This window comes from Photobacterium sp. R1 (assembly GCF_054600795.1).
Window position 1 is genome coordinate 265,516 of sequence record NZ_BAAHZP010000004.1, and the last position, 15,207, is coordinate 280,722.

A 15,207-nucleotide genomic window follows, 5' to 3' on the forward strand; every position below is an offset into this window, starting at 1 on the left:
TAATATTGGTCGTCAACATAGCTCATCTGTGCATGAAATACTTAGGCTGATTGATAAATTTCAGCTTCCAACTCAGAAATCGCTTCTAAGTACTGCACTTTTCCTCCAAAGCACTTTTTGACGATCTCAGCAGGACGTCCCATCTCGTCAAAAGGCTTAACTTTCAATACATGGATATTCTCAATCTCTTGAACGCCTTCATCTGCATACTTGTCCAGTAGGTTGTTCAGCACCAGCTGAGCCGTTTCACCGTACTTAGTGAAGTAGTTGCGCTTTTTGACGTTATCAGCCCGTTCTTTTCTGGTGAGTGCTGGTTGGTCATACACGACATGACAAATCATGTCGAATGGGTCGAGATCTTTGCCGACTTCCAGCTCTAACGCTTCCCATATGATGCCTTCTTCTGCCAGTTCATCGATGATTGCTTGCTTTTTATCGGCATCTTGCCAGCGCTTAACAAAGTCATCCATTGAGGTGAACTGTTTTGCCATCGTCTTGCGGGTATAGTCTTTGAACGATTCGGTCACGAGTTTACCGTCGGCATCGTAGTATTGAACACGCTCGGCAATGGCTTTCACTGTTACACCGTTGACATGGAACTTTCTAACTCGGCTTTCATCCTGCCAATCATCATCGGCATTGCTACCATCAGAAGGAGATGAGCCAGAGTCGTATGAAGCTTCTGGTTCATGGATGCTTTCAGGGTCGATATCTTCCCCTTCAAATGGATCATCTTGTTCAAGTTCATCTTCACCATCGATGATCTCATCGAGTCCTTCATCGGTATCGAAGTCTTCTGGTTTTGTCTCTTTAACTCGCTCAGGTACACCATCAAAGCGCTCATCAGCGAACAGTTCAGTCGCCTTTTTGAAGTCGAGAATGGTAAACCACAGCTTTCCGTAACGATCATCAATACGAGTACCGCGACCGATGATCTGCTTAAACTTGGTCATTGACTGAATGCCCTGGTCAAGAACAACCAGCTTACAGGTTTTGGCATCGACACCTGTTGTCATGAGTTCTGAGGTGGTCGCGATAACAGGGTAAGCCTTTTTGGGGTTGATGAAGTTATCAAGCTGAGCTTTGCCGATTTCATCGTCACCTGTAATTTTCATGACGTATTTTTCATTTTTAGCAATTTGCTCAGGGTTGCAGTTGATCAGCGCTCGACGCATACGCTCTGCATGGTCAATGTCATTACAGAACACAATGGTCTTAGCCATAGGGTCGGTTCGCTTGAGGTAGCTGGTGATGGTCTGTGCAACAAGCTCGGTTCGCTCATCAATGACCATCGTTCTATCGAAGTCTTTCTGGTTATAGATCCTGTCTTCGATGACTTCACCATGCTTATCGACTTGCCCTTTGGTTGGCCGCCAACCTTGCAAATCTACATCGATATCCACACGCACAACTTTGTAAGGGGCTAAGAAACCGTCTTCAATGCCTTGCTTCAGAGAGTAGGTATATATGGCATCGCCAAAGTATTCGGTGTTAGACACGATATCGGTTTCTTTTGGTGTCGCGGTTAGCCCTATTTGAGTCGCTGAACCGAAATACTCAAGAATCTCACGCCACGCGCTGTCCTCAGCGGCACTGCCACGGTGGCACTCGTCAACAACAATAAGATCAAAGAAATCAGGATCGACCTGTTTGTATGCCTTTTGGTGTTCTTCTGGGCCAGTCAGAGCTTGATACAGAGCTAGATGGATCTCGTAAGCAGGATCGACAGTTCGCCCTGTGACTTTTGTCATTGCGGTGCCAAAAGGCTGGAAGTCGTTGGTCTTAGTTTGATCAACCAGAATGTTTCTGTCCGCCAAAAACAGAATGCGTTTTTTGGCTCGGGACTTCCACAGTCGCCAAATAATCTGGAATGCAGTGTAAGTTTTGCCCGTACCCGTTGCCATAACCAGCAGTACTCGGTCTTGGCCTGCTGCCACGGCTTCAACCGTTTTGTTTATGGCTTGCAGTTGGTAATAGCGCGGAGATTTGCCACTACCATCATCGTGGTAATCCTGAGTAATAACGGATAAGTGTTCAGTCTTATAACCTTTCCAAACGCAATACTTGTCCCAAAGTTGTTTAGGGGTTGGGAAATCTTCCAGACGAATTTCAGTTTCTAGCTGAGTTGTGTTGGTTTTGTCATGGAAAATGAAACCATCACCATTTGAAGCAAAAGCAAACGGAACGTCGAGCAAGTTAGCGTAGTCCAACGCTTGCTGCACGCCTTTACCAATTTCATGTTTGTTGGCTTTGGCTTCGACAACGGCTAAAGGCATACTTGGCTTGTGATAAAGAACGATATCCGCGGACTTTACCTTTTTTCTTGCTGCCGCTTGACCACGAACTATCACTTTACCATCTCGGAGTTTTACTTCCTGACGAATCTGGGACATATCATCCCAGTTAGCATCTTTGATGGCTGGTAGAATAAATTTCGTGATGATGTCTGTTTCAGACAGCTTTGCTTTATTTATTGTCGATTCCATGCGATTAGCCAGCTCATTACAAATGCATTTGCATGACTATATCAAATGATGAATAAAAGCAGAAAAGATACTGACTTATGAGTGATGCGGATAACGGAATGGCTATCCAAACTGGTTCACTACATCTTTATCAAATATTTGGATAACTTAAAACGAGAGGTTTTGATGAAACAAACAAAAAGCCCGCCAGGTCAGGACCTCGGCGGGCTTTTGACATCCGAAGATGTCGTCGTATATACGATTTGGTGGAGCTGGCGGGAGTTGAACCCGCGTCCAAAATCACTCTAACCAATGGCGCTACATGCTTAGTTTGTCTTTATTCTCGTCAGAACGCTGCGAACAAACACGCCACGTTAAGACATACCTGAATTAGGTTTAACGCTTCAGCTCCCAGGTCAAAGCATCCACGCGATCTCGTTTGGGTTTGACTACCCTTGATCCCCGTCCTACGAGCTAAGGCTAGGGAGGATAGGCTCTAAGCAGGTTATTAAGCTGCTAGTGCGTAGTTTTCGTCGTTTGCGACTATTTTTTTGCGGCTTTTTAAAGAGGCCAACCGCACCTCTGCATGCTCCACAGGCCTTCATGATCCTGTCGAATCCTGAATCAGCCCCAAAGAGGTGTTCCATACTAGCAGAAAATTCTGCCGGGTCAATGACTACCGCGAACTATGCTTCATAATTCGTGCCTTATCGCGCTGCCAGTCGCGGTCTTTGGCGTCAGCACGTTTGTCGTGAAGTTTCTTACCTTTCGCGGTACCTAATTTCAGTTTAACCCATGAACCCTTCCAGTACAGGGAAAGTGCGACGATGGTTTCACCTTCGCGGTTCACGGCACCGGTAATTTTGTCGAGCTCACGGCGGTTTAACAGCAACTTACGCACGCGGCCCGGGTCGGCAACCACGTGTGTTGAGGCGGCATTGAGCGGCGTGATGGTCATGCCGGAGACAAACGCCTCGCCGTTTCGTAAAAACACGTAACTTTCTGAAATATTTGCTTTACCTGCGCGCAGGGACTTCACTTCCCAACCCTGGAGCGAAATGCCGGCTTCATATTCTTCATGAATCGAGAATTCATGGCGGGCAGACTTATTCAGCGCAATGGTATTGCTGCCCGGCTTGTTTGGTTTTTTCTTTGCCATAGCTCGTTATTATACGTATTCAAGGTGTTAGGGGGAACGATTTTCCCAATGACTGTGCCAGGGTGCTCACGCGGCGACGGAATCTTTGGCAGATCGCGGACTAATGGTATCATTAGCGGCGATATAGGGTTAAGGAGAAACTATGCCTCAAATCAGTCGCTCTGCACTGGTCCCGTTCAGTGCCAAGCAAATGTTTGACCTGGTGAACGATGTTGAGTCTTATCCTGCATTTTTGCCAGGATGCTGTGGCACCAAAATTCTGGAAAGCTCTACTGAACATATGATGGCGTCGGTGGACGTTTCCAAGGCCGGGATTAAAAAAACCTTCGTGACTCGTAACACACTGGAAGGTATTCATCTAATCAGCATGCAGCTGGTGGAAGGGCCGTTCCGCAGGTTAGTGGGTGGCTGGCACTTCACCGAGCTGGATACCGATGCCTGTAAGGTGGAGCTGAAGCTGGATTTTGAGTTCACCAACGCTTTGGTGGAAGCGGTCTTTGGCAAAGTTTTCCATGAACTGACCAATAACATGGTTAATGCTTTTACCCAACGAGCACGGGAAGTTTATGACCTCTGAACAGAACAATCTGATCCATGTCGAAGTCGTGTATGCGCTGCCGAACACCCAGCGGGTGATCAAGTTGGCGATTACTGCAGACACGCCGGTGCAGGAAATCATCGAGCGCTCGGGTGTGCTGGAGATGTACCCTGAGATCGATCTGAAGAAAAACAAAGTCGGGGTGTTCAGTCGCCCGGTGAAACTGGATGCCACAGTACACGACGGCGATCGTATCGAAATTTATCGACCGCTCCTGGCTGATCCGAAAGATATCCGTCGTAAGCGAGCCGAGCAGGCCAAGCTGGAAGCACTGGCTGCCAAGAAAGCTCAGAAAGATGCTTCAACGAACAGCGATGCTGATGATGCAGAAAATGACGACACAGCATCCTGAGCAATTTAACGCGCGATGAAAATGTTGAAACTAAAAAGCTCGCCTTGGCGAGCTTTTTAGTTTGTGTCTTATGAGATTGACTTGAGAAAGGGAAGCGTAAACCTAATTCAACGGTTTGTTAAAGTTTGTCCCGGTCTGGTAGTCACCACTCATGCTGATCAATTGTCGGTTCGCATCGAACTTGAGGATCAGGTTTTTCTGTTCCGGATCGTGATGGCCCGGTTTGTGGTAGAACACGTAGTACCAGGTGTTCGGGTATTCCGGCTCAACCAGCATCGGGGAGCCCAGTACATAGCGGACCTGTTCCTGGTTCATGCCGTATCTCAGGTTGTCGATATCCTTTTCATCCAGGTAGTTACCCTGATTGATGTCGATTCGGTAGACCAAGCGTTCAACCAAAGAGCAGCCGCCCAGCAGGCTGACACTCAACGCCAGCGCGGCAAAAGTTTTCCAGTTCATAGCATCCCGGCAAAAAATTCAGTTCTGCTTGTGATGATAAGCAAGTTACAGACAAAGTGAAAGCACCATAAAAAAACTCACCTAATCCATGGGAGTAGGTGAGGGATGAGACGCACAAAATGTCTGAAAGTTGCATCTGAAAAAGCAATGAATTCGTTTTTCGCGAGCCAGGTCAGGCCGCGACCAGTAATTCCTTCGCGTTCGCAAGCGTACGCTCAGTGATTTCGCTGCCGCCCAGCAGTCTTGCCAGTTCGCTGATCCGGGAATTTTCATCCAGCGGTTTCATGTTGGTTTCGGTCTGGCCTTTACTGGTCTTCTTGGCGACAAACATCTGTTGGTGGCCGCAACCAGCGACCTGAGGCAGGTGGGTCACACAGATTACTTGTGTCGAATCGCCCAGGGTTCGCAGCATACGGCCAACAATCGCTGCTGTCGGGCCGCTGATCCCCACATCAACTTCATCAAAAATCAGGCTCGGTGTTTCTACTTTTAGGGCTGTAATGAACTGAATTGCCAGTGAAATCCGCGACAGTTCACCACCAGAGGCCACTTTACCCAGCGGCTGCAATGGCTGGCCCGGGTTGGTTGAAACCATAAAGGTGATGGTGTCAAAGCCCAATGGCGTCAGCATGCGCTCCGGATCGCTGTGAATATCGATCTGGAACACGGCTTTTTCCATGCTCAGCTCATGCATGCTGTGCGAAATCTTTTTGTTCAGTTCCTTGGCATAACGCTGGCGGCTCTTACTCAGCTTTTCGGCACTGTCTAGAAACGCCAGGCGTTTGGCTTCAACGGCATCGGCCAGCGCATCCAGTTTTTCATCACTGCCGTCCAGGTTGTCCAGTTCGGCCAGCAGATCCTGATGTTTCTGCCACAGCTCCGCGGGCATCACATAATGTTTGCGTGCCAACGACATAATTTTTGCCAGCCGCTCTTCCAGATAGACCAGACGTTGCGGGTCCATATCCAGATGATCCAGATATCCGCGCAGTTCCTGGCTGGCTTCCTGCACCTGAATGATGGCTTCTTCCAGCATCGGGGCAATGGTGCTCAGCTGGCTGTCCATTTCACCCAGATCAATCACCTGCTGGCTGGCTTGTTGCAGAAGCTGCAGGGCGTTCACTTCTTCCCCTTCATACAGCAGGGTCAGGGCATGCTGGCTGGTCAGTGCCAGATCGCCTGAGTTCGATAAGCGTTTATGTTCTTCTTCGATCTGGGCGAATTCTTCTTCGCCCAGAGCCAGGTCGTTCAGTTCTTTGACCTGATATTGAATCAGTTGTTTCTGTGCTTCGTTGTCGGCACGGTTCTGGCTCAGTCGGTTGAGCTCATTCTTGGCCTGGCGCCAGGCCTGATAGTCACTGCGGACTTTTTCCATCAGGGGATGGTGACCGGCATAGTTATCCAGCATCTCCTGCTGGTGTTCAGGACGCATCAGCATCTGGTGCGCATGCTGACCATGAATGTTGATCAGAAGCTGGCCCAGCGCTTTTTGCTGGGAAGCCGGAACCGGGCTGCCATTAATAAAACCGCGGGAACGGCCTTCTTTGGTGATCACACGACGCAGAATGCATTCTTCGCCTTCCATCAGCTCATTATCTTCCAGCCAGCGGCGGGCTGCCTGATTATTGCGCAGTGAAAATGTGGCATGAATTTCGGCTTTTGCTTCACCGGGGCGGACCATGCTGGCTTCGGCGCGGTCGCCAAGACATAAGCCCAGTGCGTCAATGGCAATGGACTTCCCTGCACCGGTTTCACCTGTAATGGTTGTCATCCCAGGTTTCATCTCGAATTCGAGATCTTTGACAATAGCAAAATTAGAGATCGTCATATGAGCCAGCATGTGTGTTCACCTGTTTAAATCAACACCTGTTTATTTGCACAGTATATACTGTATTTACATACAGTAAAGTGCTGGATCAAAAATTTCCGTCTGATTTTGTGATACAGGGTAAGTTTCTGTCAGGCAATAAAAAAGCCAGCATCAGGCTGGCTTTGGCAGGGAGCGGTGATGGGCTCAAAACAGTTTGCTGGACCAGCCCAGCTTGCCGCGCAGGATGTTGTAGTAGCTGTAGCTTTTCGGGTGGATCAGCTGGAGCTGGTCCGGGCTCTGATAGATATGAATTTCATCGCCGGGATTGACGGGCAGTGAGACCTGACCGTCGCAACTGACTTCCAGGGTCCGGCCGTCATCCGGCACAATGAGTTTGATCCGGCGGTTGCCGTCGACCACCAGCGGGCGGCTCGACAGAGTATGCGGGAACATGGGGACCAGGGTAATCGCATTCAGGCTCGGTGACAGAATCGGGCCGCCACCGGACAGCGAGTAGGCGGTCGAGCCGGTTGGTGTGGCAATGATCAGACCGTCCGAACGCTGCGAGAAGGCAAAATGTTCGTCAATATAGACCTCAAACTCAATCATATGAGCGATTTTGTCCGGGTGCAGGACGGCTTCATTCAGCGCTGCATTCCGGCTTTTAATCTGGCCGTGGCGGTGGATTTCAGCTTCCAGCAGAAAGCGGTGTTCGATGACGAACTCACCGTCGAGGACTTTTTCCAGTTCCTGTTCGAAATTGTCCGGATCCAGATCAGTCAGAAAGCCCAGATTGCCGCGGTTGACGCCAATTACAGAGATATCAAAACGTGAGAGTACCCGTGCGGCGCCTAACATGTTACCGTCACCCCCGACGACAATGGCCAGGTTGGCGCGGTCGCCGATGGTGAGCAAATCGCACAGGGCGTCGGCCGGGACATCCAGATCATGGGCAAGCCGGTGATCAACCAGTACCTGGTAGCCTTTGGCGGTCAGCCAGTGGTACAGGCTGGTGTGTGTGTGAAGCGCATCAGGGTTTCTCGGTTTGCCAATCAGGGCAATGATTTCAAACGGGCGCGTCATGTCCTTGATCCAACGGGTAAGAATGGGGCCAGTATAGCCTCAGCAATGATGAATTGTCGCCCTTTGTCGTCGATCTCGGGTTGAATCGTTGAACTTCATCCCCATAATATGCCCATCACGTTTTAAGAGTGGTCGATTGGTCGCGTTTGTTCGGCGCATCGGCCATGCATTCACCTTTTTGAGCTTAGCGGAGTAGCGAAAGCATGAGCAAGAAAGACGAAGTGTTACAGGAAGAAGAACTGCAGCAGGAGCAAGTGGCTTCAGCAGAAGCTGAGCAGGTTGCAGATGAACTGTCTCCGGAAGCGATGGCACTGTCCCGTATCGAAGAACTGGAAGCGGCTCTGGCAGCCAGTGAAGCCAAAGTGAAAGACCAGCAGGACGCCGTGCTGCGTGCCCGTGCAGATGTTGAAAACATGCGTCGCCGCAGCGAGCAGGAAATTGACAAAGCGCGTAAATTTGCGCTGGAGAAATTTGCCGGTGAACTGCTGCCAGTGATCGACAATATGGAACGCGCACTGGAAGTGGCAGACAAAGAAGATGAAACCATCAAGCCAATGGTTGAAGGTGTCGAGCTGACCCTGAAAACGATGACAGACACGGTTGAGAAATTCGGCCTGAAAGCAATTAACCCGCTGGGTGAAGCTTTTAATCCTGAATTCCATCAGGCTATGTCAATGCAGGAAAGCGCGGAACATGCGCCGAATACGGTGATGATGGTCCTGCAGAAAGGTTATGAGCTGAACGGCCGTGTGGTTCGTCCGGCGATGGTGATGGTTTCCAAAGCTGCTCCGGGCAGCAATGTGGATACGCAAGCCTGATTGATCCATTCGGGGCGGAATGAATGAAAGCCCACTTCGGTGGGTTTTATTTTTTAATTTTTTTTCGATCTGCCCCTTGAAAAGGTATCGGACGGCCTTATTTAGTAGTCATACGATACCGTAATAACAGAATCGCGGGCCATACGCCCCAAGCTCGTCACTGTTGCGAACAGGACGAAGCCAGTAAACCAACGAATTTCGGAGAGAGCCTGATGGGTAAAATCATTGGTATTGACTTGGGTACAACCAACTCATGTGTAGCTGTACTGGATGGTGATAAACCACGCGTGATTGAAAACGCAGAAGGTGATCGTACAACGCCTTCGATCATCGCCTATACACAAGATGGCGAGACACTGGTCGGTCAGCCTGCGAAACGTCAGGCGGTGACAAACCCTGAAAACACCCTGTTTGCAATCAAGCGTCTGATCGGTCGCCGCTTCGAAGATGAAGAAGTACAGCGCGACATCGAAATCATGCCTTTCAAAATTGTGAAAGCAGACAACGGCGACGCTTGGGTTGAAGCAAAAGGCCAGAAAATGGCAGCACCTCAGGTTTCCGCTGAAGTTCTGAAAAAAATGAAGAAAACAGCTGAAGATTACCTGGGCGAGACAGTAACGGGTGCAGTTATTACTGTTCCTGCGTACTTCAACGATGCACAGCGTCAGGCAACCAAAGATGCCGGCCGTATCGCGGGTCTGGAAGTTAAGCGTATTATTAACGAACCGACTGCTGCTGCACTGGCTTACGGCCTGGACAAGCAAGGCGGTGACCGCACGATTGCGGTATACGACCTGGGTGGCGGTACTTTCGATATCTCTATCATTGAGATCGACGAAGTTGAAGGCGAGAAAACCTTTGAAGTTCTGGCAACCAACGGTGATACCCACCTGGGTGGTGAAGACTTCGATAACCGCCTGATCAACTACCTGGTTGACGAATTCAAGAAAGAGCAAGGCATCGACCTGCGTAAAGATCCGCTGGCGATGCAGCGTCTGAAAGAAGCCGCAGAGAAAGCGAAAATTGAGCTGTCTTCTGCACAACAGACTGACGTAAACCTGCCGTACATCACTGCAGATGCGACCGGTCCGAAACACATGAACATCAAAGTGACCCGTGCGAAACTGGAGTCACTGGTTGAAGATCTGGTTCAGCGTTCACTGGAGCCAATGAAAGTTGCTCTGGCTGATGCAGACCTGTCTGTCAGCGAAATTACCGACGTGATCCTGGTGGGCGGTCAGACCCGTATGCCAATGGTTCAGGCAAAAGTTGCTGAATTCTTCGGTAAAGAAGCGCGTAAAGACGTGAACCCGGACGAAGCTGTTGCTGTCGGTGCTGCGGTTCAGGGCGGCGTACTGGCTGGTGAAGTGAAAGACGTACTGCTGCTGGACGTGACGCCACTGTCTCTGGGTATCGAAACCATGGGCGGTGTGATGACCAAGCTGATCGAGAAGAACACGACTATCCCAACGAAAGCGGAGCAAGTGTTCTCGACGGCTGAAGACAACCAGAGTGCAGTAACCATTCACGTACTGCAGGGTGAGCGTAAACAAGCGAACTTCAACAAGTCTCTGGGTCAGTTCAACCTGGAAGGTATTCAGGCAGCGCCTCGTGGTATGCCTCAGATCGAAGTGATTTTCGACCTGGATGCGGACGGTATCCTGCACGTCTCTGCGAAAGACAAGAGCACAGGTAAAGAGCAGAAGATCACAATCCAGGCATCTGGTGGTCTGAGCGACGACGAAATCGAGAAAATGGTTCAGGAAGCAGAAGCGAACAAAGAAGCGGACAAGAAGTTCGAAGATTTAGTTTCTGCCCGTAACCAGGCTGACCAGCTGGTGCACGGCACTCGCAAGCAAATCGAAGAAGCTGGCGATGCACTGCCTGCGGATGAGAAAGAGAAGATCGAAGCCGCTGTTTCTGAGCTTGAAGCAGCACGTAAAGGCGAAGACAAAGAAGCAATTGATGCCAAAGTACAGGCACTGATTGCAGCTTCTCAAAAGCTGATGGAAGTCGCCCAGCAGCAGGCACAGGCTCAACAGGCTGACGCTGGTGAGCAGTCTCAGTCGAAAGATGACGATGTTGTCGATGCTGAGTTCGAAGAAGTTAAAGACGATAAAAAATAAGAGTGTGATTTCATAATCTTATTTGGGCGCGGGCGTTTAGAGGGAACTCTTACGCCCGCAGCTGTATCAAGGCAGGTGACAGTTTAATATGTCAAAACGTGATTTTTACGAAGTGTTAGGCGTAGGCCGTGACGCCAGTGAGCGTGACATCAAAAAGGCCTATAAACGTCTGGCGATGAAATTTCACCCGGACCGTAACCCGGGTGACGAGAGCGCGGCGGACAAATTCAAAGAAGTGAAGACCGCTTATGAAATTCTGACCGATCCGCAGAAAAAAGCAGCCTACGATCAGTACGGCCACGCTGCCTTTGAACAAGGTGGTATGGGCGGTGGCGGCGGCTTTGGCGGCGGCGCAGATTTCAGCGATATTTTCGGTGATGTTTTCGGTGATATTTTTGGTGGCGGCGGTCGTCGTGGCGGCCAGCCGCGTGCACAGCGCGGGGCGGATCTGCGCTATAACATGGAGCTGACTCTGGAAGAAGCTGTTCGCGGCTGCACCAAGGAAATTCGCGTACCGACGCTGGTCAATTGTGATACCTGTGAGGGTTCCGGTGCCAAGAAAGGCTCTTCACCGACGACATGCGGTACCTGTCATGGTTCCGGTCAGGTCCAGATGCGTCAGGGTTTCTTTGCCGTTCAGCAGACCTGTCCGCACTGTCATGGCCGTGGTCAGATCATCACCGATCCATGTGGTAAGTGCCATGGTCAGGGCCGGGTTCAGGAAACCAAGACGCTGTCTGTGAAAATTCCTGCCGGTGTGGACACGGGTGACCGTATCCGTCTGACGGGTGAGGGTGAAGCCGGAGAATTCGGCGCTCCAGCCGGTGATCTGTATGTTCAGGTCCATGTACAGAAACACGCGATTTTTGAACGTGACGGTAACAACCTGTACTGCGAAGTTCCGGTCAGCTTTACGATGGCTGCACTGGGGGGCGAAGTGGAAGTACCGACCCTGGACGGTCGTGTCAGCCTGAAAGTACCGTCTGAAACTCAAACCGGCCGTATGTTCCGGATGCGCGGAAAAGGCGTGAAGTCTGTCCGTGGCGGAGCTGTGGGTGATTTGATCTGTAAACTGGTGGTTGAGACTCCTGTGAATCTGAGCTCCCGCCAGAAAGAACTGCTGCAGGAATTTGAAAAAACCCTGACTGGCTCTGATGCAAAGAAGCATAAGCCACGTTCCGAAGGTTTCTTCGATGGTGTGAAAAAGTTCTTTGATGATCTGACCGGTTAAATTTCCGGTTTGATGTGCTACCAAAGGCCGACGTGATGTCGGCCTTTTTTATGGCTTCTCTCCTGCAGCGCTTTACCAGCACTCTGGCGGAAACGTAGTGCCATTCGGCTCTATACCCAGACTCTGACAACTGGAAATCTCTCTTCTGTGTTCGGCTAACAAAGTGTACTGACCCGCTGTGCGGACAATTCGGTAACCATAGTACGGATTATCAAACTGACAGGCCGGGCAAAGGCGTTCATCCAGGGTTTCCGGGTAGTGATTGCTTTCGGTTCTGGTCTGTTCAACCGCCAGTTGCAGCATGATGAGATCAGCCTGTGCCTGACGGAGATACGCCTGATGCTGTTGTGACACATAGGTCGGGTGAGCAAACACCGCCAGGATCCCGATAAGCACGACGACAATCAGTAGTTCGATCAGGGTCACTCCCTGTTGTTTTACGTTTTTCATCATCCTGATTTCCTTTCGATTTACATCACTGTGTGAGCTATTGAGCGCTGTTTTATCCTGACGCTTTGTCATCATGACGACCAGTGAAAAAAGAAGCTGGAGTTGAGGGAAATGGTAAGTTGGGAGACGTGCCGGAAAGTCAGGGATATCCGGCCAGAGCGGTTTCACTGCGTTGCGAGTGATCGCGGTATGACACTGCTGGAAATGGTAGTGGTCTTGCTTTTTATCGGGATCGTCGTATCTGCTGCGGTCCCGTCTTTTTCTGAATTGATGGCCAGACAGCGGCTGGCCCGGCTGGTCAGTGAACTGGAATGGCTGCTGGTGCAGGCAAAATCGGAGGCCGTGACACGGGGTGAAGTGGTTCAGATTCTGTTTCAGCATGTGCCACGTTTCTCCGAATCGGATATCGTCAGCCGGAACGACTGGCAAATTTGGGCGGCGCTCGCGGGAGAGGTTCAGGTGACCAAAGCGCTTTCCGGCCAGGATAATGCTCCTTTTCAGCTCAGCCGAAGTTTCTCCAATGAGCATATCTCGCTTGACCCGCTGACCGGTCGACCTCATGCCGCCGGAAGTCTGTATGTATCCCGGCATCAGGATGTTCTGGCGCGGATTACGTTCAGTAATGTCACTGGGCGTATATATGTCTGCAGTCCGCAAGGTGAGTTTGGCTATGCTGCCTGCTAAGCATTCGATGGCCGGATTCAGCCTCCTTGAAATGGCGGTGGCCAGTGCGCTGAGTATGATGGTACTCACCATGCTGGTGCATTTACTGATGGCGGGCCAGCGGGCGGCGGTCAGCCGCGCGACACAATTGATGCTGGCGCAGGACGTACAGGATGCCTGGCGGATGCTGTCGGCAGATTTACGCCGTGCGGGCTACCAGATGCAGAGTGGTGGGCCCTTGCGGCTGAATGGTTCTGAAGACACTGTCCATGTGACAGAGATGCAGTGCTTTGTGATGCGCTTTGAGCTCAGTGATGGCGCCGTGGTGAAAGCTTATTATCACGAGGATGGTGAACTCAGGGTCCGCTCTTCTGGTGCAGTGTTTACTTCGCCGGAGCAGGCATGCCATGGCGGGCAGGCCTTGCTGGATTCCCGGTGGATGAGAGTGACTGACTGGCAGGTTCAGAGCGTTTCGTGGTCTCATGGCCGCCAACAGGGCCAGCAGCTTCAATTTTCACTCTCGGTACAAGCGCTGGATGGTTCGGTGAGTCATCACGAAGACATGACGCTGAATTTGAGGAATCCGTCATGACGGTGTCTGGTTCTCGTGTCTCAGAAAGAGGAGTGGCCACGCTGCTGATCACCAGCATGATGCTTTCAGTTGCCATGGTTTTTGTACTGGGAAGTTCCGGCACGACCCTCTATCAGGTGAAACGGGCACAAAATACGCTGTTTTCTCGGCAGGCGCACTGGCTGGCGGAAGGCGGGCTCACTTGTGCTTTTGAACGGCTCCAGACTCAGCTTAAAACTATCTCTCAAGCTCGGCCGGTCCGGTTAATGACTTTGCTACCGCTTGATATCAGCTTTATCACCTGCGACCAGCATACGGAGGGGCGGCAACTGACTGTGCAAATGACTGAAGTGAGCGGCGGCGGTTTTCAGTTCAGAGCTGCATCGCTGGTGGCCGGAAAAGCACGTGTTCATCTGGCTCAGCAGGCTCAAGTGGTGATCTGCAGGTCGGAACATCAATCTGACTGCCGTCAGTGGTCGGATGGCGACGTGGTGGAGACGGAGGAGCAATTGCTGCTCCGTTGGGTGCCGGGAACTTGGCATGATTTCTAAATGCAATTTGCCTGTTCACGGACGACAACAAGGCTTCAGTGTTTTCGAAGCGCTGGTTGCACTTTTGCTGGTCAGTGTCGGACTGGCCGGAATGATGAAGCTGCAGGCATATCTGAATATCCAGACTGACAACGCAGTCCTGACGCTTTCTGCGGTGAATCAGGCTGAATCTGCACTGGAAGCGCTGCGGGGCCGGCCAGAATACCCGCCCGAGGCAAGGCAGGAAACGCTGATGCTTTACAATACGCCGGTAGGCCTCGAAGTCAGTGCCTATCAGAATGTGCCGGTGAGCAGGGTAACACGTGTGGTGGTGTCAGTCCGATGGCAGGATCGATGGATGAAGTCGCATCTTATTGAAATAGAAACATATATCAACCCATTAAATTAATTCAATGGGTTGATAATGGTTCTCATTACTGTGCTATATTGACGCTTTATTGTAAGCGGAACAGGAGAACCGTGATGAGTCATCATGTTATGACACACATCCAGACCCCGGACGGCAGTAAATATCTCCGTCATTTGTGTAAGCATTTTAATCATAAAGTGGATGCCGAATGGGACGATCGGCAGGGCAAGGTATTTTTTGCGATGGGAACCTGTGAGTTTCGCGCGACGGAATCCATGCTGACGGTTGAATGTCAGGCGGACTCCGATGAGGCGCTGGAAGTGGTAAAAGAGATTGTGAAAACTCATTTTGACCGCTTTGCCCGTCGTGAAGCGGTGGAACTGGCATGGGGGATCACCGGGTAGTCGCTGTGTCGTTCTTCCCCATACAGGTGATCAGCTTTTTTAGCTTTGGGGTTACAATGGTCAAAAAGCTGTACAAGCTGATCGTCTTATATAAATCAATGGCTTACTATTAAATGGT

At 50.7% G+C, this 15,207-nt stretch carries 16 protein-coding genes and 1 other RNA gene; 10 read left to right on the top strand and 7 right to left on the bottom strand.

Translation table 11 applies throughout. The features are described from left to right. Nucleotides 1-41: 41 nt before the first annotated feature. From hsdR to smpB, 3 genes are all read right to left on the bottom strand, one after another. Nucleotides 42-2,486 carry an EcoAI/FtnUII family type I restriction enzme subunit R gene (hsdR, locus tag ACYP03_RS09065; protein ID WP_459779299.1) on the bottom strand — a complete coding sequence of 815 codons (2,445 nt, stop codon included), beginning with the start codon at nt 2,484-2,486 and terminating at the stop codon, nt 42-44. A 243-nt stretch (nt 2,487-2,729) separates the two neighbouring features. Continuing rightward, nucleotides 2,730-3,097, bottom strand: a transfer-messenger RNA (tmRNA) gene (ssrA, locus tag ACYP03_RS09070). Between the two features lie 44 nt (nt 3,098-3,141). Further along, on the bottom strand, nt 3,142-3,624 hold the full coding sequence (gene smpB, locus ACYP03_RS09075) for an SsrA-binding protein SmpB (RefSeq protein ID WP_036751449.1): 483 nt from the start codon (nt 3,622-3,624) through the stop codon (nt 3,142-3,144). 142 nt (nt 3,625-3,766) lie between these two features. On the opposite strand from smpB, the gene ACYP03_RS09080 reads away from it, so the two are divergent. Continuing rightward, nucleotides 3,767-4,201 (top strand): SRPBCC family protein, encoded by a 435-nt coding sequence (locus ACYP03_RS09080; protein WP_248141259.1) that lies wholly within the window; start codon nt 3,767-3,769, stop codon nt 4,199-4,201. Beyond that, nucleotides 4,191-4,574 carry an RnfH family protein gene (locus ACYP03_RS09085; protein WP_459779304.1) on the top strand — a complete coding sequence of 128 codons (384 nt, stop codon included), beginning with the start codon at nt 4,191-4,193 and terminating at the stop codon, nt 4,572-4,574. The genes ACYP03_RS09080 and ACYP03_RS09085 overlap by 11 nt, the downstream gene beginning before the upstream one ends. 102 nt (nt 4,575-4,676) lie before the next feature. Here the strand turns inward: ACYP03_RS09085 and bamE are convergent, their stop codons facing one another. The 3 genes from bamE to nadK form a co-directional block, all read right to left on the bottom strand. Further along, nucleotides 4,677-5,033 (bottom strand): outer membrane protein assembly factor BamE, encoded by a 357-nt coding sequence (gene bamE, locus ACYP03_RS09090; RefSeq protein WP_459779307.1) that lies wholly within the window; start codon nt 5,031-5,033, stop codon nt 4,677-4,679. Between the two features lie 172 nt (nt 5,034-5,205). Further along, complete coding sequence (recN, locus tag ACYP03_RS09095; RefSeq protein ID WP_459779309.1) at nt 5,206-6,873, bottom strand: DNA repair protein RecN; 1,668 nt, start codon at nt 6,871-6,873, stop codon at nt 5,206-5,208. A gap of 174 nt (nt 6,874-7,047) precedes the next feature. Next, nucleotides 7,048-7,926 (bottom strand): NAD(+) kinase, encoded by an 879-nt coding sequence (gene nadK, locus ACYP03_RS09100; RefSeq protein WP_248141255.1) that lies wholly within the window; start codon nt 7,924-7,926, stop codon nt 7,048-7,050. Nucleotides 7,927-8,129: 203 nt separating this feature from the next. Here nadK and grpE point away from each other — a divergent pair, with 203 nt between their 5' ends. The 3 genes from grpE (at nt 8,130) to dnaJ (ending at nt 12,101) form a co-directional block, all read left to right on the top strand. Beyond that, a complete protein-coding gene (gene grpE / locus ACYP03_RS09105) occupies nt 8,130-8,744 on the top strand; it encodes a nucleotide exchange factor GrpE (protein WP_248141254.1) in 615 nt (204 codons plus the stop codon). A gap of 212 nt (nt 8,745-8,956) precedes the next feature. After that, nucleotides 8,957-10,870, top strand: a complete 1,914-nt coding sequence (gene dnaK, locus ACYP03_RS09110; RefSeq protein WP_248141253.1) for a molecular chaperone DnaK — start codon at nt 8,957-8,959, stop codon at nt 10,868-10,870. Nucleotides 10,871-10,958: 88 nt separating this feature from the next. Continuing rightward, nucleotides 10,959-12,101 carry a molecular chaperone DnaJ gene (gene dnaJ, locus ACYP03_RS09115; protein ID WP_248141252.1) on the top strand — a complete coding sequence of 381 codons (1,143 nt, stop codon included), beginning with the start codon at nt 10,959-10,961 and terminating at the stop codon, nt 12,099-12,101. A 72-nt stretch (nt 12,102-12,173) separates the two neighbouring features. On the opposite strand, the gene ACYP03_RS09120 is transcribed toward dnaJ, so the two are convergent. Beyond that, nucleotides 12,174-12,554, bottom strand: a complete 381-nt coding sequence (locus ACYP03_RS09120; RefSeq protein ID WP_459779315.1) for a type IV pilin protein — start codon at nt 12,552-12,554, stop codon at nt 12,174-12,176. 108 nt (nt 12,555-12,662) lie between these two features. On the opposite strand from ACYP03_RS09120, the gene ACYP03_RS09125 reads away from it, so the two are divergent. The 5 genes from ACYP03_RS09125 to ACYP03_RS09145 all read left to right on the top strand — a co-directional run bounded on the left by ACYP03_RS09125 (nt 12,663) and on the right by ACYP03_RS09145 (nt 15,089). Further along, entirely contained in the window at nt 12,663-13,235 is a 573-nt protein-coding gene (locus tag ACYP03_RS09125) for a GspH/FimT family pseudopilin (protein WP_459779317.1), read from the top strand. Further along, on the top strand, nt 13,222-13,806 hold the full coding sequence (locus ACYP03_RS09130) for a PilW family protein (RefSeq protein WP_459779319.1): 585 nt from the start codon (nt 13,222-13,224) through the stop codon (nt 13,804-13,806). Before ACYP03_RS09125 ends, ACYP03_RS09130 begins: the two co-directional genes overlap by 14 nt. Beyond that, nucleotides 13,803-14,336, top strand: a complete 534-nt coding sequence (locus ACYP03_RS09135) for a hypothetical protein (protein WP_459779321.1) — start codon at nt 13,803-13,805, stop codon at nt 14,334-14,336. Before ACYP03_RS09130 ends, ACYP03_RS09135 begins: the two co-directional genes overlap by 4 nt. Beyond that, nucleotides 14,326-14,724: a type IV pilus modification PilV family protein gene (locus tag ACYP03_RS09140; protein WP_459779323.1), complete on the top strand. Its 399-nt coding sequence runs from the start codon at nt 14,326-14,328 to the stop codon at nt 14,722-14,724. Before ACYP03_RS09135 ends, ACYP03_RS09140 begins: the two co-directional genes overlap by 11 nt. A 74-nt stretch (nt 14,725-14,798) precedes the next feature. Further along, on the top strand, nt 14,799-15,089 hold the full coding sequence (locus ACYP03_RS09145) for a DUF2218 domain-containing protein (RefSeq protein WP_459779324.1): 291 nt from the start codon (nt 14,799-14,801) through the stop codon (nt 15,087-15,089). Nucleotides 15,090-15,207 lie beyond the last annotated feature (118 nt).

Excerpts from the sequence above, each read along its gene's own strand:
- hsdR (WP_459779299.1), bottom strand. The coding sequence starts at position 2,486 with ATGGAATCGACAATAAATAAAGCAAAGCTGTCTGAAACAGACATCATC.
- smpB (WP_036751449.1), bottom strand. The coding sequence starts at position 3,624 with ATGGCAAAGAAAAAACCAAACAAGCCGGGCAGCAATACCATTGCGCTG.
- ACYP03_RS09080 (WP_248141259.1), top strand. The coding sequence starts at position 3,767 with ATGCCTCAAATCAGTCGCTCTGCACTGGTCCCGTTCAGTGCCAAGCAA.
- ACYP03_RS09085 (WP_459779304.1), top strand. The coding sequence starts at position 4,191 with ATGACCTCTGAACAGAACAATCTGATCCATGTCGAAGTCGTGTATGCG.
- bamE (WP_459779307.1), bottom strand. The coding sequence starts at position 5,033 with ATGAACTGGAAAACTTTTGCCGCGCTGGCGTTGAGTGTCAGCCTGCTG.
- recN (WP_459779309.1), bottom strand. The coding sequence starts at position 6,873 with ATGCTGGCTCATATGACGATCTCTAATTTTGCTATTGTCAAAGATCTC.
- nadK (WP_248141255.1), bottom strand. The coding sequence starts at position 7,926 with ATGACGCGCCCGTTTGAAATCATTGCCCTGATTGGCAAACCGAGAAAC.
- grpE (WP_248141254.1), top strand. The coding sequence starts at position 8,130 with ATGAGCAAGAAAGACGAAGTGTTACAGGAAGAAGAACTGCAGCAGGAG.
- dnaK (WP_248141253.1), top strand. The coding sequence starts at position 8,957 with ATGGGTAAAATCATTGGTATTGACTTGGGTACAACCAACTCATGTGTA.
- dnaJ (WP_248141252.1), top strand. The coding sequence starts at position 10,959 with ATGTCAAAACGTGATTTTTACGAAGTGTTAGGCGTAGGCCGTGACGCC.
- ACYP03_RS09120 (WP_459779315.1), bottom strand. The coding sequence starts at position 12,554 with ATGATGAAAAACGTAAAACAACAGGGAGTGACCCTGATCGAACTACTG.
- ACYP03_RS09125 (WP_459779317.1), top strand. The coding sequence starts at position 12,663 with ATGGTAAGTTGGGAGACGTGCCGGAAAGTCAGGGATATCCGGCCAGAG.
- ACYP03_RS09130 (WP_459779319.1), top strand. The coding sequence starts at position 13,222 with ATGCTGCCTGCTAAGCATTCGATGGCCGGATTCAGCCTCCTTGAAATG.
- ACYP03_RS09135 (WP_459779321.1), top strand. The coding sequence starts at position 13,803 with ATGACGGTGTCTGGTTCTCGTGTCTCAGAAAGAGGAGTGGCCACGCTG.
- ACYP03_RS09140 (WP_459779323.1), top strand. The coding sequence starts at position 14,326 with ATGATTTCTAAATGCAATTTGCCTGTTCACGGACGACAACAAGGCTTC.
- ACYP03_RS09145 (WP_459779324.1), top strand. The coding sequence starts at position 14,799 with ATGAGTCATCATGTTATGACACACATCCAGACCCCGGACGGCAGTAAA.